Annotated in this window: 19 protein-coding genes; all 19 read right to left on the reverse strand. The window is 53.7% G+C overall.

Annotated features, from left to right (window positions below; translation table 11 throughout):
- On the reverse strand, window positions 1–229 hold a 229-nt coding region (locus PV433_RS25895), incomplete at its 3' end, for a hypothetical protein (RefSeq protein WP_332074927.1).
- Between the two features lie 23 nt (window positions 230–252).
- Entirely contained in the window at window positions 253–4257 is a 4005-nt protein-coding gene (locus tag PV433_RS25900) for an LPD38 domain-containing protein (protein ID WP_332074928.1), read from the reverse strand.
- A gap of 2 nt (window positions 4258–4259) precedes the next feature.
- Window positions 4260–5720 (reverse strand): hypothetical protein, encoded by a 1461-nt coding sequence (locus PV433_RS25905; protein WP_332074929.1) that lies wholly within the window; start codon window positions 5718–5720, stop codon window positions 4260–4262.
- Between the two features lie 307 nt (window positions 5721–6027).
- A complete protein-coding gene (locus PV433_RS25910) occupies window positions 6028–6210 on the reverse strand; it encodes a hypothetical protein (RefSeq protein WP_332074930.1) in 183 nt (60 codons plus the stop codon).
- Between the two features lie 36 nt (window positions 6211–6246).
- Window positions 6247–6783, reverse strand: coding sequence for a hypothetical protein (locus tag PV433_RS25915; protein WP_332074931.1), 537 nt, complete (start codon window positions 6781–6783; stop codon window positions 6247–6249).
- A gap of 44 nt (window positions 6784–6827) precedes the next feature.
- Window positions 6828–7517, reverse strand: coding sequence for a hypothetical protein (locus PV433_RS25920; protein WP_332074932.1), 690 nt, complete (start codon window positions 7515–7517; stop codon window positions 6828–6830).
- A gap of 11 nt (window positions 7518–7528) precedes the next feature.
- Complete coding sequence (locus PV433_RS25925) at window positions 7529–8932, reverse strand: hypothetical protein (protein WP_332074933.1); 1404 nt, start codon at window positions 8930–8932, stop codon at window positions 7529–7531.
- Window positions 8929–9489, reverse strand: a complete 561-nt coding sequence (locus PV433_RS25930) for a phage adaptor protein (protein ID WP_332074934.1) — start codon at window positions 9487–9489, stop codon at window positions 8929–8931. Before PV433_RS25930 ends, PV433_RS25925 begins: the two co-directional genes overlap by 4 nt.
- 24 nt (window positions 9490–9513) lie before the next feature.
- Window positions 9514–11301, reverse strand: a complete 1788-nt coding sequence (locus tag PV433_RS25935) for a glycosyl hydrolase family 28-related protein (RefSeq protein ID WP_332075097.1) — start codon at window positions 11299–11301, stop codon at window positions 9514–9516.
- On the reverse strand, window positions 11301–11861 hold the full coding sequence (locus PV433_RS25940; protein ID WP_332074935.1) for a phage adaptor protein: 561 nt from the start codon (window positions 11859–11861) through the stop codon (window positions 11301–11303). Before PV433_RS25940 ends, PV433_RS25935 begins: the two co-directional genes overlap by 1 nt.
- A 49-nt stretch (window positions 11862–11910) precedes the next feature.
- Complete coding sequence (locus tag PV433_RS25945) at window positions 11911–12204, reverse strand: hypothetical protein (protein WP_332074936.1); 294 nt, start codon at window positions 12202–12204, stop codon at window positions 11911–11913.
- Between the two features lie 64 nt (window positions 12205–12268).
- Window positions 12269–13204, reverse strand: a complete 936-nt coding sequence (locus PV433_RS25950; RefSeq protein ID WP_332074937.1) for a N4-gp56 family major capsid protein — start codon at window positions 13202–13204, stop codon at window positions 12269–12271.
- A gap of 19 nt (window positions 13205–13223) precedes the next feature.
- Window positions 13224–14012, reverse strand: a complete 789-nt coding sequence (locus tag PV433_RS25955; RefSeq protein ID WP_332074938.1) for a hypothetical protein — start codon at window positions 14010–14012, stop codon at window positions 13224–13226.
- Window positions 14013–14099: 87 nt separating this feature from the next.
- Window positions 14100–15824: a portal protein gene (locus PV433_RS25960; protein ID WP_332074939.1), complete on the reverse strand. Its 1725-nt coding sequence runs from the start codon at window positions 15822–15824 to the stop codon at window positions 14100–14102.
- 221 nt (window positions 15825–16045) lie between these two features.
- On the reverse strand, window positions 16046–17434 hold the full coding sequence (locus PV433_RS25965) for a terminase large subunit domain-containing protein (RefSeq protein ID WP_332075098.1): 1389 nt from the start codon (window positions 17432–17434) through the stop codon (window positions 16046–16048).
- A 223-nt stretch (window positions 17435–17657) separates the two neighbouring features.
- Window positions 17658–18374 (reverse strand): terminase small subunit, encoded by a 717-nt coding sequence (locus PV433_RS25970; protein WP_332074940.1) that lies wholly within the window; start codon window positions 18372–18374, stop codon window positions 17658–17660.
- A gap of 5 nt (window positions 18375–18379) precedes the next feature.
- Complete coding sequence (locus PV433_RS25975) at window positions 18380–18616, reverse strand: hypothetical protein (protein ID WP_332074941.1); 237 nt, start codon at window positions 18614–18616, stop codon at window positions 18380–18382.
- 18 nt (window positions 18617–18634) lie between these two features.
- Window positions 18635–18796: a hypothetical protein gene (locus PV433_RS25980; protein WP_332074942.1), complete on the reverse strand. Its 162-nt coding sequence runs from the start codon at window positions 18794–18796 to the stop codon at window positions 18635–18637.
- Window positions 18797–18941: 145 nt separating this feature from the next.
- Window positions 18942–19478 (reverse strand): HTH domain-containing protein, encoded by a 537-nt coding sequence (locus PV433_RS25985; protein WP_332074943.1) that lies wholly within the window; start codon window positions 19476–19478, stop codon window positions 18942–18944.
- Window positions 19479–19577: the final 99 nt, after the last annotated feature.

A 19577-nucleotide genomic window follows, 5' to 3' on the forward strand; every position in this document is an offset into this window, starting at 1 on the left:
TAGGCTGCCAATAATAGTTAGCGGTGCCGCTGAATGGACCATTTTGGTTGGTGATCGAGTCGCCATAAAGGACAAAGGTCGGCCAATCGTTTCGATTTATGGAACCACTCCCACCGCCTCCGGTCAAGGCTGTGAGTATTCCTTCCAGCAGATCCGCCGTATTGACTTCCTCGTTATTTGAATTGACCGCTAAGCTTGGAGCGTAGCCGTTTTGTTTTGCGATTCGCATTCCGCACCTCCAAAAAGCCCCACCTATTTGGCGGAGCTCTGTTTGATTGCTTCCCTAACTGCCGCATAAGCTCGGCGAGCCATTTCGTTACGTTCTTCGGTCAGCTCACGCTTCTGGCTCTTCTTCTCGGCCGAAGGCAAGTCCGACATGTCAACCGCCCGGATCGCCTTCGTATATTCGCTCATTTCACCGGCAACCTGGTTAATGTATTTCCGCGCTGCATCGTCATAGCCTCTCGGAACTTCCCCCGTCGCCTTTACGTCTGCGTACTGGGTATCGAGCTTTTCCTTGAGCTCGTAGAAGACTTTTGTCGCGTCTGTCGAAAACACAGGATCGGCGGTCATCTGTTTAGCCAGCGTCCCGCCTACCGTCGCCCCTTGCGTGGTGGCCGGCAGTCCGAGTTGCCCGATCACGCCGGTATAACTCCTGATCAGATGGTCAATTTTCTTAGGTGACTGGTTGAGCAGGTCGCCGACGAACTTGGCCGGTTCCGACGTGTTCGCGTCGAACTGGTATCGCGGAGAGAGCCCTTCCAGATAACCCGGAACGATCGGCGCACCAGCGAAGTTTTTGTTGGCACCGAGTTCTGCAAAGCCGCCTCCGATCGTATCCCCAAGGACCGCAAAACCGGCGTCCGTAAGCTCCCCCTTAAGAAGCTCCTTGGCCGGTATTCCTGGAGGCGCGAACGCCGTCGAAACCGTCTCACTGAAATCCCGGAACGACTCCGGGTCCTCTTCAAACCAGGCCCGCATGGTTCGCTCAAGCAGAGCGGCAAACGGTACGCCAAGCTCACGTGGCCGGGGGATTTTGATAAACGGGTGTTCACCACTTCCCGTCGGAATTAGATAAAAGTTATCCTTCGTGTAGTTGGACAGCTTTTCGTACTCCGGATTGTTGTAGTTTAACGCATATAGTGCAATGGTCGGAACTGAGATCGCCCCGGCCGCTTTGGCCGCGACCGCTTTCGGGTTATCCTTAAACGCCCGGACCGTCTTATCCAACCCCTGCAGCGCGGCATTCAGGTATAACAGGATGGCGTCCGCTTGTTTGGTCGCCGTACCGTGCCGCTTGAAGTTTGTCGTGATGTCGTTGGCCTCGTAGATCCCTTCGATCCGGCTGCCATAAGAGTCCCCGCCGGCTTTCGTCACGCGTTTAAACTCCCCTAGTCGGGGTGCCGACTCAATCACGTTCGATAAGTTCTCCAGTGCTGAATAGGCACGCGGGATAAGTCCGAGCCCTTCCTTCTGCTGCGGCAGGATCTCGCGCTTGCTTTGGGCAAGAAGGTTCCGATCGGCGGCGACCGGGCTGCTGTGCCCGCCTCCGAGCGACTTGTATCGCCTGTACAGATCCTTATTCCCGAGCGTCGATACGATGCCGTCAAGCATGTCAATAGCAAAGCGAAACGGATTGTTCGTGGTCTTTGAGAAAATGAATGCAGCCGGGATGTCGCGGAAAATATTCCTTGTCAGCGAGAACACCGGGTTCACCCCGGTCGTCAGCATCTTAACGGCGTTGGTCGCCTTCCGCATGGCCGCCATTACTGCGTTATCAGCCTGCGGGCCAAGATTGGTCAAAGCGTCCAGCAATGCCGGGTCCTCGACGCGAACATATACGCGCTCGCCATTCACAATAGCACTGACGACGTTATCTTTGTCCAGATCAGACTTCCGCAGCACCTTATCGAATTCATCGTCCAGGCTGTCCAGGAGACTGTCGGGCCCTTCCTCGCCAAGCGCCGTTTTCGGGTCCACTTTCTCCCGCTTTAAGACTGTCGCAAATCCGTCCAAATCCTCGGGAGCCTTTTCGAGATTGCGAACGACCGTCTGCATAACCTCATTACGCCGAGCTGTCTTCACGTATCGATCCGTGTACTCGATCAGGCTTTCGATTGGGTCAATGATAGGACGTTCCGATCCGCCTTCCGCATAACTCTTGACCGGGTTGTTCTGGTTTGCGAAACCGCGCTTCGCCCCGGTCGCCCGCTGCCGCCGCTCCAGCTCCGTGAACTGCCGCTTGTTCGGAATCCAGAACGGGTTTTCCTCTTTCCACGCTTTCAACGTCCCGGGGCTTACGATGCCGGTATCTACGAGCCAAGCCTGCGCCATCTTCGTATTCCAGTCATACAGCTGGTCAGCGACGTTTTTAAATTCCGGATACGTCCGCTCGTATTCTTCGATCTTGGCCGCGACTTTTTCCGGTGTCATGTTGGTCCGCTTGTCGTAGACCTTCTCCCCGCGCGGCATCCGTGTTTCCGCATGCTTCGCGATCAGGTAGTCCATGAAATTCGTGTAGGACCGGCGCGGAATCTGCTGCGTGATCGATTTAAGCGACGGCCCGATCACTTCGCCGCGGCTGTCTACAAGCTGCTCAGTCAGGAGCGTTCGAGCGGTCATGTCCGCCCCGCGCTGGTTGAGCGCCTGCATGTAAGACCGGTCCTCTGGACCCAGCTTTTGGCCCGTTACCTTTTCGACCGTCTTATCGAATTGGTTAATGCGCTGCAGGTTATCGAAACCGGATTCGTAGAACTGATTCACCCGGTCCGCAAAATCGACCGGCTCCTTATCGGTCTTCGTCGCAATATACGTCCGGGTATCTTCGGGATTGGTGAATTTCCCTTTCTTCCCGCCGAACGCGCTAATGCCGAGCGGGCCGCTGTCGGCCGTGGGTGTAGGAATTTCCGGCAAGGGGGGTTCCGGTGTAGCTGCCGGCGGTGCTTCCGGGATGTCAGGCACCCGGTTCGACTTCATCACGCTGGCCGTTAGCCTGGCGTCTGTCGGATTCAAAACTCGCTCTTGAAGCGATTGGCGAAGCGTATTCCGCGCCTGACCCAGTCCTTGCAGCGTTTCGTCGTAAGCATTCTCCGTTCGCCAAGCAGGAGCAGAAAAGCCCGCATCCTCAAAACCTTCGTCGACCCGTTTCCGGGCCAGGTCCATAAGGTCTTTATTGGACGGGGCTTTCCCGTGCTCTGCGTAGAAATCCTGATACCATTTCGGATTCTCGGACATACGGCCAAAGCGCCCGGTAACCTCGCCATCCGCATTCTGGATCAGTCCGCCCTGCTTAACGCCTCCACGACTATCCCGTGACTCTTTCAGAAACTTGTACTCGTTGTTAATCGCCTCTTGTCGTCTGATCTCCAGCTGACGTGCCTGGTCGTCGATGTCATTCAGTGCAGCAAAGGCTTGACTCGTATCTTCCGCCCGCCGGACTGTCCCCGGTGTAGCTTCCGGAAGCGGGAACGTGTACGGATCAGCGATGACATCCGGCGTTACGGCTTGATTAACATTGCCGCGCTGCCGGGGCTCCGGCAAGCCAAGAAGCGCCGGCTCGGGCTCCGCCTGTCGAGACAAACCAAGCAGTCGCTGTCCGAACGGCGTCCGGGCCAAGGCCGCCCCGCCGGCCGTGAACGCGGCACCTCCCGCAGCTCCAAGAGCTCCGCCAATCAGCCCCTGTTTGGCTGCTTCCCCCAGATCGCTGGTCTGCGACGTGAGCGCCTGACCTGTCGCAAGGGGTACGCCAACCAACCCCTCCTTGATCGCTTCCTGCGCCACCCTTCCGCCCGTGCTGGAGCCAAGCTTGGGCAGCAGCCGGTTCAGTGTGTTTCCCACCGCCCCCGTAAACGATGCGATATTACCGATTCCGCCGCCCGGTGTATACAGCGATCGGCCGATCTCTCCGATCTTGCCAACGACCTTGTTATCGGCCACAGCATCGAGCCCGCGCAGGATCGCACCGACGACAGGTACGTCCCGGTGCGGACGGTGCGGACGGTTCGGCGCCGCTTGAACGGGTGCTGACGGCGTAGACGCGGCTTGGCCGACGGTTTGCATTAACGACGAGTTGCGAACGTCTGGCGAAGGCAAAGGGAAGCTGGGAGCGGGCAACGGTTCAGGCTCTGGAACGGGTGCGGCCCTTTGCCGTATAAACTCAGAAGGCGGGATCAGGCCGGAGCTACCGGAACCCGAACCGCCTCCCGTCGAAGACAAGCCTCTTGATTTCTTAAATTCCTCCGGACTAATCAGCGCCATACTTACCCTCCTTGCAGTAGCCTCATGTACTCATCGATCAAAGTGTTGATGTCGACCCGTTTGGTTCTATCCAATTCACTGGCCCGCGGATCTTTCTGCGCCAGCTCAATCGCTCGTTGCCGGGTTGAAGCGTCTTGCTTCCCTGCATTCGGGTCCACGTTAAAGTACGACGGGACCATGGCTCGTAGCTCATTGAAGCCTTTCGCCCCGAGCTGCCGCGTAATCTCTCCGGCGTTCGCATTCAGCCATGCAGCAGCATCGTCCGGGTTATCGAACGCGCCGAGTCCGGACAGCACGTCCGCTTGGAGGGAACGGGCCGCGTTTTGCTCGTCCATCTGGCCTCTCTCCAAGTTGAAGCGCTGCTCTGCTAGAGAACGGCTCGCGTTCGAGTTGGCAATCTGGTTCGCATTGGCCGCTGCACGCAGACCGTAATCGAGCCCGAACCTGCGAACGTCCTCATCGAATTGAAGCTTGTACTGCTCGTCCTTAATCTGGTCGCGGGCTTGTTGGTAGGCGAATTCTCCGGCATACCGCTCGTCTGCAACCTGATCACGCCCGGAGCGGTAGTCAAAGTCACGCTGATCCGCTTGCTGACCATACTGCTGCTGACGAGCCTGCATGGTCGGGAATCCCTTCGCCAAATTCCCAACCGCTTGGGAATAATCCGATTCGTAGCCAACGACGTTCGGATCGACTCCCATTAAGGCGAGTTGCGATCTCAAGCCGTCTGCCTGGCTGCGGAAGCCGGCCATCTGCTCCGACGATACGTCGCCAGCCTCTGCCTGCTGCTTGAGTCCGAGAATTTGCTCGATCAAGTTCCGGGCCCCCGCTGGCATATACTGGCCCGTCACCTGCGACTCTTGAAGCGGATTCTGGAAATCTTGCTGATTCTGCAAGCCGTAGAGCTGTGCAAGCTGTCCGAAACGGTCCTGCGCCGATCGCTGGTTGAGCTGCTGGATCTGCAGCTGCCGATTTGAGTCGTCGGTGTAACGTTGATACGCCTGGTTAATCAAAGCCGGCAAGACATCCGTCGTCACCCGCCCCATCTCTTTCGCTCCAATCTGATGAGCAACCGATTCAGAGTACGTCGACTTCCCCTGGCCGGATGCCCGCAGCTTGGCATTCGTATCAGCTTGCTGCTGTGTAATGTTCGCCCTGGCGCTCGCCAAGGCCGCTTGGTATGCCGGATCGGAATTTTGGTCATATACAAATGGCTTCGGCGCTTCGTACTGGAACGGTTGCGCACCCGCCAGTTCCTGAATCCGGCCGAGCGTCTGGTCCGTCCGTGTGCCCGTCTGTGGCTGTGGCTGTGGCTGCGGCTGTAAAGCCGCAGGCTGCTGCGGTTGAGCTACGGACTTCTGAACGTTCTGGATGCCGTTGGCATAATTGTCATAGTTCCCATAGACCGCCGATCCTCCGGCCTTGGCGTACTTTTTCGCGTCTTCCCATGATGCTACGGCCATATAATCGCTCCTTTCTTATGTTGTGAAAAGGAAAATACTCCCTGCTGTCGAATGATAGGATGTCTGGCCTATTATCGATAGAAGGGAGGAGTTAAGGTGCTTGTAGATATTCGATGTGGAAATTGTGAATCTGCATTCCCAATCAAGGTGGATGCGTATCTCAATCGTATCGCTACCGCAGAAAAGGCCACTATTTTTTGCCCTTCTTGCTACACATTGATGCCTCAAGATTTGACGAATGACTTGAACGCTTTACTGCTTAAGCTGCGGCGGCAAAATACATGGCAAGTAGGCTTGCGATTTGGCCCTACAAATGCGTGAATTGTGCCATGTAATCCATTTGATACCCGGCAAGTCGTAGCGTCTCTTTCGCTTCCCGAAACGTTAATTTACGCTCTTTCAACAAATCAAGAATTTTTCCCACGAGTTCAGCCTGCTCCCGATCCATGTCGGGGGCTTTGGGTGTTTGGTTTAAAGGATCGCTGTACATAATGATTTCCTCCTTTTGTGAAATAGAAAAGAGCCCTCACTTGGAGAGCTCTTCCTTTTGTTTTTCGAGATCGGCTATTTTAGTTCTTATCTCTTCAAGTTCTTTCGATAGTCTTTCCGCAGCCTCCACGTTGTTGCCGTTCGTCGCCCCAATAAATCCACTATTCGTTGTTTTCAATCTGATATTGTAGAATTCGATCAAAGAATTGACTTCTTCCAGCGACAATTCCTTTTGTTCCGGCTCTTTTGGCTCAGTTGGAGGGTAGATAATAACCTTTCCGGCCCATTCCGGTACGTCCCCGGTTAAATTCTTCGCGACTGCCGAATTCAGCGTTATTCCCTTCTCTGCGTCAAAGTCTACTTTCAGCCCCAATTTCTCGCTCACCTCTCTCACAGGCAAGTATGCCGTACCTTCAATCGACGGCGCTTTGTTGCCTAGCGCTTTCCCGTTAAGCGTGACTGCATACTCATTGTCGATCTGCTTACCTACTAACTTCGCAATGTCATCAGCATAGGTGGAAGAAGTAAATGCAAGAACAGCCCCAAAAACCGTACCAGCTAAGAACTTTTTCAATCGTATCACACCCATCGTTTTTTACCACAATTATACATGATTTGTTAGGTGATGACACTCTTCAATATTCCATTTTCGAAATTTAGGAAGGCATAGGAAGCCGTCTGGGTGGCGAAATTGACTCCTGTTACAACAGAAAGGGAAGCATTAGCCCCGGAAAAGTTATTAGCTTTCGAATCAAATACTTGCTGCAACGTCTGTCCGGAATTATTGTAAATTCTATTCCATGCTGTTAGAAAAAGGTTTGTTTGTGGCGTAATTGTAATGCTTCCGGCCAACGCTTGTAATAGGAGACCTACACCTGATATATAAGACAATGTCGCTTTCTGAGTGCCTCCGTCATAGAATATATATGTAGGGGCCCCAGTTGCACTAGGACTTAACGCAATATATTGATTCGGATTCAAGTAAGCAGCCATTAGGTTTCCTGAGCTGGAGAACTCAATCCGAGGATATACCCCTTCTCCTGTAGCGATATACGCCCCGTAAATTTCACCTGATGTGAGCTTTCCCATATTCGCACTAATGGCCGACAACTCATCCACCGATATCTTCTCGGCCGTCACCGCCCCGACTTTTAAATTCTTCGTTTCTATCGAATTCGCCTGAATGTTATTCGCGTTCAAATGGCCGTTCAGGATAAACTGCAAATCCTTAACCAGCATTGCGAATAGTTCGAGCAGCTGCTCATGGGTCATTTCTTTAATCACTTGCGGGCCTCGATACTGTGCCATTGGTCTCCTCCTTATCGCAGCGGCAAAAGCCGAACTTGCCGGGTAAACTCGTGCATCCGGCCCCAGCCAACAATGTCGAAGCGAACGCGAACCGTATTCTCCAACACAAACTTCCGCACCGGGATTATAATCCGTTCCATACTCAGCCCCGTTCCCGTAATGGACTCAACCGCCTCCCAGTCGTTCCCACCCACAGTGGACGAGAGTGATACGGTCAGCGTGCTTCCCGCCGCCAGCTCCCACACCGCGTACATATTAAGCCAGCGCTGCCGCTGGGCTATACTCGGGCTGGTGAATGGCTTCGAGATCAGGTATCCGCTGATCGGAACGCCAGCGTCGTCTTGACCTCCGAGTTTGATGACTCGACCACTATGATCTCCCATATACAATTCGTTTTTGAAGAGAACGAAGCAGCTCGGTTGCATACCCTTCCAGACATTCCATGCCGTGATGTTAGGGCGGGCGTCGTATTCCAGTATCTTGTCGGATAGGGCGAAATACTGCATGGTCCCGTCGGCACCGGAAGCGGTCTGTCCCGAAATGTTATGCTGGTAACCTCCAACAATATCGGAAAATGATTTAGACGGGATCGTGCCGCCTTGCCACTCGTACAAACCTGTTGGATGGATCAACCGCATGCTGCCGGCTAGCGTGGACACACTCTGGTTATTCATTACGCCGTAATCTTCGGTAATACGCATAAGCGTAAATTCAGAGGGCGTCCCGCCGTACAGCTCGTGAAGGCTATTCGGCATACCGATCGTCAGCTTCGTCAGGCCGCCCGACAGCATGTTAATGTTCTCTCCGCGAGTCGACTCCATCTGCTTACCGTAACTGTCTTCCTCGGTCCCCGGGAACGAGTTCCAACTGGTTGCATCGTCAAGTTTACAAGCCCTGATCTCGCTGCCGAAGGCGCCCCATATGCGGTTCTGGTATGTCGTGACGTAGTCGATATTACTTGGAGCGTCGCCGAACGTCTGAACCGTCGATCCGTCATACCGGTGCAAGCCGTTAACGCCGTTTGCCCCGATCAGGTTAATCCCGCCGAAGTTCCCTTCAAAGCTTGTGAAGCTCCACATAGCCGACGGATCCAAACCAGACTTCAAAGTCACCCAGGAAGCCCCGTCCCATTTTCTCCATGTCCCGTCGTCGAACACCGCGTGTAGCTCGGTGTCCTTCCAAACGCCTAGACCCAAAACCTTCGCGCCAGCGTTACCGATTACCGAATAGCCCGGTCGAACAGAAACTGCCGGATAATCGGCCGTTGTGAAATTGCTCATGTCCGTAAAGAAGTTATCACCAATCGACATCGGATCGAACGTATTTACGCCGCGCCACTCTCGATTAATGATAGGCGGGAGGACACCGGGAAGCTCGACATACTTCGGCATTTCGTACTGAATCGGCTTCCTCACGACGTCCGCCCTCCTGCGTAGTTTTGCGCGGCTACGTTCCATACTGCTCGGTACTGAGCCTCGTAGTTCGCCGCTTTCGCTGAATCATCCTGGGTATTCGCCAACCATGACGCGAGAGCCACTATATACGACCCGTGATACTCCTCTGGAGCTTCCGGCGTGGCCGACAGGTTGCCGGTCGTATAGGTAACCGTCCCGATCCGCCTGTAACGAACAATCCCCTGTAAGCCGCTTTGATACGGTGCAGGGGATAGTGTTAATGTGCGAGTAGTATCGTCAAAGGCGTATACGGGTTGCAGCGGGTTTACCGCGTCTCCATCCAAACTGCGGTACTTAAGCATGCCGACCGACACCAGATCGATGTTCTTTTCGCGGACGTCCGACACAAGAATGTAGTCAGAAAACGTCGAACTTGTGAACCGGGCGAGTTTTGGGATCTTTACTGTCTCAAAAAAGTCGCGATTGATCTCAGTAATCTGTAGAACCTTATCCACCGTCGGGACTTTGTTTGGAACCAGAATGTCAGCCTCGTCCATGATTTGTTGAATGGTAAGCAATTAAAATCCTCCCTCTGTCTACCCTTAAGTGGGATAAGTCTGAGATAATCCACCTACCAGGGTTCCACCTACTAATCCCAATCCCGCGTTACGTTCTAATCCTGTTGTGTTGTTTTCAGTCTCATAGAAAAATATCCCCCACTGGCAGCTATTCGTTCCTTGGGGATCAGTTATTGCTCCGCCCCAAGTATTGCCCATTGAATCGATATATGTCGCATCTGTGAACACGACGCATCCAGCTGCAACGAAAGGATCGTTATTTGTAGCTCCGTCTGTGTTGTAAGCAGCAATAATATTATTGGCAATTCGAACACCTCGGGCTTTTTCTATCCGGATCGGAGCGCGGTAGAAGTAATGGGCGATGTTATTCGCAATATTTACACGAGTTGCCGCTAATAACCCGCCCAGAGCTTGTAAAAATATAAACCCTTGTTCGATCCCGTAACCCACTGCCGTGTTGTCGTGGATGTCAATAAAGTTAGCCCAAAACGCGGGGTCCGTAGAGTTGATCTTGATACAGTATTCTGTTCCACCATCGAACATATTACCGTGAATAACTCCATGTCCAATAATGGCGCTGGCAGAAAGAAATATATTATGCATACTTTGCCCGCCGATATAATTATCTGCAATTGAGAAGCGTTCGCAAGATGTAATGTATATTCCGTAACGCATCCCCGCGTTTAGAGACTTCGATACCGTCACATCACCCGTTGTTACTTCGACGGGCGCACCCGGTCCGTAACCTCCAATATGACACCCCGTTACATTAAGGATACCTGATCTTCTGTCGGATGTGGATGCTCGCACATATATTCCAGAAGTCGAGTCCTGTAGACCTGATACATTCTTGTCCCACAGCCCGTTAAATAAGCAGCGCTCAACCCATATGACCGTAGAATCGATAAATTCAATACCGTGCCCGATCCCATAAAACCAACAGTCCTTAATTCGAACGTTCTGCCCCTGTTCAATGCGCAAATGTGTGGAAGACGGGTCTTTGTTTACGATGGATTTCGATACCGCCGGTATATACGTTGGACCATTGTTAAACGAGTATTGATGATTAAACCAAATTCCTGAAATTTGCACTGCCCCGGCATGGTCGGTGTTATCGGGGTTAACATCAGCCCCGATTTTTAACGTATGCCCATATGCCGTATTTCGTACAAACTGGCACAACTCAGGTGTAACGCCTGTAATACTTTGGTTCGGACGCCCTGTTAGTGTTGCAGATAATCTATACACACCGGGAGGCACCAACACGTTCTGTGATGCGTTCAATGCTCGTTGAATCGCTTCCGTATCATCCGTCACACCGTCGCCCTTAGCTCCATAATCTAAAATATTCGCAATTGGTCGCATGTACCCAAATAACCCGTATTCTGTCTTGAGGCGAAATCCTCCTCTGGGCTGGGCGTTATCTATGATTGTGTTGACGTTTCCGTATGAATCAGTCTCTACGGTAGCGACTCGAAGGTAATCATCACCAACTGTACCAGGAGGATGAGCCGTACCAAACGTGAAGTCACCATCTTTAAAATCCAAATAGTATGACGTGCTCGGAATCTTCGTCCTGAAACTTGTGCCCCCGCGAACTTGAATGTCATCGTTAAGCGAGACAACGATTTCGGTTACTTCAATCGTATCATTTCGCGTAACATTCTTCGTCACTACGCCCCCCTGGACCACGTAAGGGACAAGAAAGTAGCCGACGTCCTCGAATCCCTTTATTTTCTTGTAATCCTCGTAAACCGTCTGTGCTTGATCGGACGCTGTCTCAACAACCCGCTTTCTATATTCACCTACCATCACCAATCCACCACCTGAATTTGCGTAGGCTCGGGAGTCGTGGCCGTCCGCAGATAGTCGTCTAAAAGTTCATCGTATTTTGCCTTAAATTCAGCGGCATCCGCACCGCGTGTTATATCGATCAAGGCTCCATACACAACCAGCCAATCATATTCAGGGTCGAAACCAACTTCCCCGTTCAGATCGTTAACTGTGAGCGGCACCAATGTTTTCTTATAGAATAAGGTCAAGCCTTGTGTAACGTCCTCTTGTGGCGTCGGGACAAGCCCGATAACGCCGGAATAGGTGTAATAGTATCGGGAGTACCCCCGACTGTTCATCTGCGCCCACGGGTAACGTCTGCCGTCTATTATCACGCTGTCCAGACTGCCAACGGGAAACAGCAGCGGGTACTCCGCCTCCCCCGCATTTAGGTCCATCCAATACGGGGCAATCTCCTGCCCGTGTGTGCGTAACAGGCGATTTCTCACGCCCTCGATCTTTCGAATAATGCTCGTAATGGATAACCCCGCATCCGGGGCTTTCTCGATGATCTCTTCAACGGCTGCCTGCAATAACAAGGGCCCCGCCCTCCTTTAGCGTAAGAAGGGCGCTCGCCGCCCTTCGGGATTAGATAATATTCGCTTGGCTCAAAACCTCATAAACCGACTCCGGCACTTCGACCTCTTTGCCGCGCTGGATCTGGTACGTATAGCCGTTGATCTGTACTGTTTCATACGGCCATTGGACGTTCTTCTTGGCCGCGACCGCAGCTTCAAGCTTCTGCCGATCCTCTGTCGACAAGTACAGCTTGACTTTTACCTTTTTCTGCTTTGCGAGGATCTGCGCGGTCGTTTCCGTAACCTTCTGCATATCCTTCTCTTGCATGACGGCCTTATCTTTCTTTTCTTCTGTTTCGCTCATGACGTGAGCCTCCTTGGGTATAAAAGTAATAGGCTAAGCCCCGTAGGAGCCTAGCCCTGTGATATTAACCGCTGACAGCGTGCTCGATCCGCAGGATCGCGAGCTGCTCCAAAATCTTGATGACGAACAACGCTTTCCAACCGCTAGTGGACCGCTGGTCAAGGGGATCGCTCGAGCCGGCGGAACCGAGCGGCTTGATGATATTCTTGACGGCGCCGCTGCTCTCCACGTCCGACATCCCGTAAGCGTCTTTGCCGAAGATCAGCGTGCCGTATACGTCAGCTCCGGAAGCGCCTGCGCCGGCAAATTTCTTCGCGTACGACGTCTCAACGAAGCGCACACCGTACAGGCGACCGATCTCGCCGGACCAGATTTGCTCCGCCTTGGAATACTGCGAAGGCTCTTGCCATTTAGCGTCAGACTGGAGATCGTACGTCGTACCAGGCTCTACCACCGCGACGTAGTTTCGACCGTCGAGCGGCTTGACGTTGTTACGCTTAAGCGTCCGGACGGCCTTACGTACCTCGTCGACGGTCAGCAAATCCGTCGCGGTGACAGTCGCACGGCTCGTTTTGCCGCCGGCGTATTGGACCGTGGTACCGGCAGCGAGTACGTCCCGGGCGATTACGTCCAACGTCTGTGCGGATTGCTCGCCGAGCAGATCGGCAGCTTCGTCCAGTACTGGGTCGATAGCCGTCAAATCCAGAACGTCGGAGAACTCCAAGAAGTCGCCGTACTGCGCCAGTGTCGCCTCGATTTCCGTCATGGTCAGCGTGTTACCGGCAGGCGTGACGCCCTCCGTCAGCGGCGTCGTCGCGTGCGACAGCGGGCTGAACCGGCGGAAGTTGATCGTTTTACCTCCATTACGCGGAATCGGCTTTTTCTGCGCCCACTTCATGTGCACAAGATTCGGCAGCAAGCGGGCAAGTAGTTTCTTGTCGTAATACGTTTGCATTGTGGGAGCTAATCCCGGGGTTAATGTTGTTTGAGTTGTAGCCATTTAAAAGTCACCCTTTCGGTTAAAATGTAATGCGCTCCCCGCGCTGTACGCGGCGGGAGATCTCTTCAATGTCCTTCAAAGACATATTCGCAGGGTCAAACGTAACGCCGGAGCCTTTATCGGAACCGGGCAAAACTTGCTTCGCATCGCGTCCCGTCACGTTAGCTAATACCTGCTGCTCAGCCTCTTGCTTGGCTGCGGCAATGCGGGAATCAAACGACACCAGCTTATAAGCATCTTCCAGCGGTAGATTGCGTTTGCCGGCCAGATCAAAGACAGCGTCCTGGACTGATTCGAAATCCGGAAACTGCGTTTTCAGCCGATCGTAATCGGCCCGGATCTGCCGCTCAAGCGCCGCTTGCTGGAGCTGCTGGAGTTGCTGCTTGGTTTGTTGCAACTCGTTATGGACCGGCGCGAAGAACTGGTTGTACGTCTCCGGGTCCACCTGCATCCGCTTAGCTTCTTCCTCCGCCTTACGTGCGCGGAGCTGATCGTCTACCGCTTTCAGGTAATCATCGACAGAAGCAAAGCCAGCCTCCTTGGCGATGCGTTCCACGCTCGACGCATGGGCTTTATACGGGGTGTACTCCTGTTCCAGCTTCGCGCGGAGTTGCTCTTCACGAGCTCTCAAGGCAGACGCAAAGTCCTTCTCGTCTTTGATCTCGTGCTGTTGTTGCTCCCCTGTTAGCTGCTCTCCTTGCGTTTGCTCCCCGGCGGCAGAAGCTGTATCGACGCCCGTATCGCTGCCTGAAGCAGCACCAATATCCCCATCTGCATCCAGCAGGGGGCTCATCCATCTGAAACGCATATTCATTTCCTCCCTACGCGCGGCGACCGCGTATCGTTAACGCCCGAAGTAGTGTAGGCCGGAGCAGTCTCAACTGCGGCCGGGCGACTAGCGTCCGTTATTAACTAACTGCATCAGCGTCTGCAAAATCTGCTCGTCCGGCATCCCCTGCTCTCTCAGCAGATCAATCTCCTGCTGGAGCTGTGGGTCTACCTGGGCATATATCTGATCAAGCGACGGCATTGCCGGTACGCCTGGTTGTGCGGTAGCCGGATCGGTCGGAACCTCTTGCGGAGGCGGTGCGCTCTCCATCTCCCGAAGCCGGGCGACGATCCGATCCTTGTTCGGCAGTCCGTCCATCATCTCAACGTACTCGCTGCCGGTGAGGAGCTGCTTATTGAACAAATCATCCGCAAGCTGCGTAATGTATGCCCGGCTCATCGGAGTAGCTGGTCCGGCGGACACCTTCACGTCGAAATCCACGTCAGCATACTGCGCCGCCTGGAACTGGACGAATTCGGTTCCGCCTTCCTCACCGGTGATCCGGATGTACCGCGTCTCGGTGTAAAACTCTTTGACCAGCTCGATCATCTGCTTGTACACGTCGCGTAGAGCAGCGTACAGGTTACGGGCGATCCCCTTGATCGGAATGCTGCCCTGCTCCTGGAGGAGTTGGATCGCAGAAGCGGCCGTTACACCCTTCGGCGTCTCCCCAGTCATCGCGTCATACACGCCGCCAATCTTTTCGATGTACGTCGTCAACATGTCGGTCAGCTTAAATACGTCGCCTTGGAAGTTCGGAGGCTGGAGCCAGTGGACGGCCTTGGACGGGTCGTCTACAGATTCCCACACCATTCCCGGCTTGCTCACCCATTGATTCTTGCTGATACCGGACTTCCGGTTAATAATTGCGATCGGGTTAGCCGTGAGCAGCGCCGACGTGGTTGGCATCTCAATCAGCTTATTCAGCAGCTTCTGATTGCTCATGATGTTCCGAGGCTCGCCGATCCCGACGATCGACTTGCGGCGCTTCTTGCTTACGAACGGAATGAACGGATACTGCCCGTGCGCGTACACGTTATCGATCTTCTTGAGGATCTTCTGGCCGGCAGCGTAAACGACGTTTAGCTTCCCATCTTTTCGTGTCCAGCGGGCGTACAGCATGACTCGGCCATCCGACTCGGTCGGTCCGGTGCGGTCGTAAATCTCAGTTTCGAACGACTGCACGCTGTCCGGCTCCACAGTTACGCCGAACTTTTCCCTGACCCACTGTACTGTCTTCGGCACGGCATAAATCATATACCGGGCCTCCTCCACGCAAGTCGCCTGCGGATCGAAGTACAGGTTCGCCGGATCGACTGCCTCGACTACAACGTCGCCTTTCCACAGGTTCTTGCGCTTTGCGCTTCCGCCGGATAGCGAATTGTCCCAGTACACGTAGAACCAAGCCACGTCCAGCAGCAGACCCGTCTGCACAACCTCGTCGATCACGCTGTCCAGGTCACAACGATCCGCGATGACATCAGTAACGCTGGTAAACAGGTTCGCGGCCTCTTCATCTCCAGCGGCTACGGGGAGAATGATCCCAGTCGGCCGGTTATTCGTCAGCTGCGGCTTTTTCTGGTCCACGGTATAGCTCACATAGTTCACGACCGGATCCGGACGCCAGGAAGCACGCTGCGGGCTCCACTGCTCAGCCAAATAGTATTGGTCGAATTCCTTCCAATCGGCGTGAAAACTCTTCATGGCTGACATCGCCTGTTTGAACTCTACCTCGATCGTGCGATACAACGCATCGTCCGCTGTGCCGGCCGTCTTCTCTTTTTCTGCCAAGCTATCACCCCCTACCCGGGTATAAGAATTTTTCCAGTTCCTCGGAGCATGAGCCGCAAAGCTCCCTTGTCAAATCAGTGCTTATTCCAGTTACCAACCATTTGACTCGAGCAGTTTTTGGCCGGGATACTATGGCTAGTAGCCGCGACTTTTCGTTAATCCTCGAGCCGCATCTATCGCAGGTTCTATACTGTACTGTCGCCAAGCTCACACCCCCCAAATCAATAATCATGCCAGTCTGCCTGGCCGCTGTCGTCGTCGCGGAGAGCCGCTGGTAGGTGATCTTCTCGGAGCTGGTTAACGTGGCTCAAGGCGTTACGCTCTACCGGTACCCCGTCGCGCGGGCTTGGTCGGCTCATGAGACCGTACCGGCAGCTCTCTGGGCCGTGGTCCTCCACCTTATCACTCACGTCCTCGACACGTTTCTCATCGTAAACGAGTGCCGGCAGTGTGCGCACTAGGTTCTCACAGTTCTCGGTGATGAGCCAGTAAGGTTGTCCATCTGGAGCCGTGACCATATATTCGCGCATCCGATTCCATCCTTGCAGACGGTCGTTATCAGCCTTCTCCAGCCACGCCCAGCCTTTCCAAGTATCCTCGAAGATTTCGGCAATGTTCTCCCCCTGGTTGCTGTCATGGCCGCGCTTGTGCCACATGTCAGGCGACGCTTTAACGTATTTGATCGTCTCACCTTGGCTGAGATTCCTTACCTGCGCCGCGACCTCCGACGCGCGTGTAAAGCGTACATAAAGCTCGCGATAGGTATAAACCCTTTGATCGTATACGGCGTGCCAGTAGACGGCGCAGGGGTCGTTATAGCCCCAGTCAATCGAGATGAACCGGGTCCAATTCGGATCGAGCGCGAATGGCTTGATGACATGTGTATCGCGTCGCCACTCCCTGAAATACTGACCGACGAACACGTCCCAGTCACCGTACAGGAACGCGCGCTTCTCCTCTTCCGGCAAGTTTTCCAAGCGCCGGACATACGCAGGGTCATTTTGCATCAGGATATGGTTGTCGTAGACCTGGGCCGGGATGAACGCGATCGTACTCCCGCTGATCGGATCAGTAACTTCTTTGCTCCCGTAGTTCGTGGCCTCGATGTAACGCGACTTTACCCAACCATGGCCAACGCCGCCCGGGTTACATGTTGCCCGGAAGCGCGGCGGGAACCCCATCGGCGACCGAACGCAGGACAGCAGAATCTGGACGGTGCGTTCCGTATGCTTGGTGAGCTCATCCACCCCTACGAAATCGATCGAGCGCCCCTGGTAGCCTTCCGCGTCTGCCTCGGAGCTGACATAACGAAAAAACACCTTGCTGCCTCCGCGAAGAGTAGCAATGTGCTTTGATTCGTGATAGCTATATAGTTCCTTCGGCCACTTGCGTTTCATTTCCTCAATCAGGTTTGCTTCCAGATCGTCGTAGGTCTCGCGGAATAAATAGATCGTTGCACCCGGGTATTCCAGGCCGTAGGCTAGAGCCTCCATCATCAGGCCGCAAGACTTGCCTCCGCCTTTCGCTCCCCCGTAAACGACCTCATCCGCGCCGCAAGCGTGAAAGACGGACTGCCTATTGTTCGGCTCATATTCAACTTGGATCTTCACCAATCCGTAACACCTCCTGCGGAAAATGGACAGGGCCGAAAATCGGCGAAAACGATAGTAATTCAAAGATCATGGTTTTCTGGATCACGCCCTGCAAGAACCCTAAAACGCCTTGATTTTCGGCCGCGATTCAAAGGCTAATCGCCTCTCACGGTCAAAAATGGCGATATTTGAGGTGTCAAGTAAAAATACTTTAGTACAAAATATTGAATTGATGCACATGTCACTCAGTTTTCGGCGGACGCGGGATATTAAAGATGACCTGTAGAGGCTCCCCGTCCTTCCCAGTAAGCTCGACTTTATCTTTGAACATTCCGAGGTGACGTGCCACATTCTCCAGCGCTTTTCCCTGATCCTGCATCTTGATCTCAATGCCAGCCTGCGTCTGCTTGATGCCGGCATACAGCAGCTTCGCCGGACCGGTCAGATCCCGTGTATCGGACATATGCAGATCCGGGCGACCTTCACCACGGCAAGCTGGGCATTTCGGATGCGGCCGCAGTAACCGGTCAAATCCATAGCCGCCTGCATCGGACAGCATAACCGGTTCACGATCTTCCAAACGAGCTGCTTCTACCTCGGCTTTCATGGCGGCCATAAACTCGTTCTCATCGAGCCACTGGTATTCGTGATTGATTCCGAAGCAGTGACGGCAGCACAGCCGGCGCAAGTGTATAAGCTCGTTGGGGTCAGCTGTAGCAATCGCCCACCAACGCTCCAATACCATATCTTGGGTAATCTCAGTACGCTGCTCTCGCTCTTTCATGCGCTGCTGGATATACTCTTGAACCTTAACATTACTTAACAGCCGCGACGCTGCTGCCTCTGCAGCTTTGCCCTTTGCCGTGTATCCCGCACGTCCATACGCCGCTGTCGCATTCAGGTCTATCAGGTATTCGTCGGCGAAGCGCTTCTGCTTGCCGGTTAACTTCGCCGCCATCCCTCTCACCCCGATTTCATTTGTTCGATCTCCCGGTAATACTCCTCTTCCTCGCTAACGTGTACGGGTTCAGAAGACACGACCGGAGTCGCCGTCAAAGTTTTATATTCGTCAAAGTTTCGGCTCATCAGCCGATCCATCAATTCCGATCGTTCGGCTGCATGCCGCTTTTGCATCTGACTGATTATTAAAAGCAGCCCGACAACAATAGCGAGATCCATAATCACATGTACGATTTCCAAAGCTTGTACCCCCTTACCCTATTCCCGAACACACTTCAGCCGCGGACAATACTGCTTGATGCCATCCCATCTGCCCCAGACACAACGAACGCATTTTTCCGGTTGCACCGGATCGGCATCATCTCGTTCGGCAATCGCTTCGATCTGCTGGATCAGCTCGATCCCTTTAATTTCTCGCATATGATTTCAACTCCTAGAAAACAAAATGCCGCCAATAATGGCGGCTATGTTGAGGAGGGGGAGATAGCGGATTACAAGTTTTGCACAATATCATAGTACCATGGATGGACTGCCACGAGAATGCCGTCTTTTTGACACGCCACTGTCATAGCTCCAAACGTATGCCGTCGACCCCAAACATCAACACGGACAAGACCTTGCAAGCATCGTTTACGTCTCTGTAGATCGTCCGTGTCTCCACGCTGTATTGTTCAGCCAGCTTTTCTACCGTCGTCACTTCGTCCGCGATGTGCAGCGCCTCGATCACTCGATACCGCCGCATATCCTCGGGCTGCGGGCTCCGCTCACACATTGCCCGGTAAACTCCCATCATGTCACGCATAAAGCGGACCATCGTAGCCGTTCTTTCTCGACTTCGCTTGACAGCGCTGACGGCATATTCCTGCTCTCGCAAATCGTCCAGAGTGTTATCCCATTCCCGGTCATTCGGACGCTCCAGAAGGGCCTCTGCGTGCGCCACAAACGATCGATAATGTTTCAGCAGCAGCTTCGTGTTCCGGAGCCGGCGATCTCGGTCCTGTTTCTTGCGCTGCAGCTCCTTTTTTTCCATGTACTCGTTCATGGCCGCAACGGCTGCCTGCGTAATGACTTCCATCTGCTCTTTACTCAATACTTTTGCCATCTGCGCTCCTCCTCTTTCGGCTCCGTCTTCTTCCCGGTAAATCCGTCTTTTGCCTGCAGAATGTATAAGTTTCCGCCGACTGAGATGACAGTGGGGATG

The organism is Paenibacillus sp. GYB004 (assembly GCF_036577605.1).
GTDB lineage: Bacteria > Bacillota > Bacilli > Paenibacillales > NBRC-103111 > Paenibacillus_AB > Paenibacillus_AB oceani.

What these genes read in the sequence shown, in the direction of transcription:
- PV433_RS25900 (WP_332074928.1), bottom strand. Translation starts at nt 4,257, where the DNA reads ATGGCGCTGATTAGTCCGGAGGAATTTAAGAAATCAAGAGGCTTGTCT.
- PV433_RS25905 (WP_332074929.1), bottom strand. Translation starts at nt 5,720, where the DNA reads ATGGCCGTAGCATCATGGGAAGACGCGAAAAAGTACGCCAAGGCCGGA.
- PV433_RS25910 (WP_332074930.1), bottom strand. Translation starts at nt 6,210, where the DNA reads ATGTACAGCGATCCTTTAAACCAAACACCCAAAGCCCCCGACATGGAT.
- PV433_RS25920 (WP_332074932.1), bottom strand. Translation starts at nt 7,517, where the DNA reads ATGGCACAGTATCGAGGCCCGCAAGTGATTAAAGAAATGACCCATGAG.
- PV433_RS25935 (WP_332075097.1), bottom strand. Translation starts at nt 11,301, where the DNA reads ATGGTAGGTGAATATAGAAAGCGGGTTGTTGAGACAGCGTCCGATCAA.
- PV433_RS25945 (WP_332074936.1), bottom strand. Translation starts at nt 12,204, where the DNA reads ATGAGCGAAACAGAAGAAAAGAAAGATAAGGCCGTCATGCAAGAGAAG.
- PV433_RS25950 (WP_332074937.1), bottom strand. Translation starts at nt 13,204, where the DNA reads ATGGCTACAACTCAAACAACATTAACCCCGGGATTAGCTCCCACAATG.
- PV433_RS25955 (WP_332074938.1), bottom strand. Translation starts at nt 14,012, where the DNA reads ATGCGTTTCAGATGGATGAGCCCCCTGCTGGATGCAGATGGGGATATT.
- PV433_RS25970 (WP_332074940.1), bottom strand. Translation starts at nt 18,374, where the DNA reads ATGGCGGCGAAGTTAACCGGCAAGCAGAAGCGCTTCGCCGACGAATAC.
- PV433_RS25980 (WP_332074942.1), bottom strand. Translation starts at nt 18,796, where the DNA reads ATGCGAGAAATTAAAGGGATCGAGCTGATCCAGCAGATCGAAGCGATT.
- PV433_RS25985 (WP_332074943.1), bottom strand. Translation starts at nt 19,478, where the DNA reads ATGGCAAAAGTATTGAGTAAAGAGCAGATGGAAGTCATTACGCAGGCA.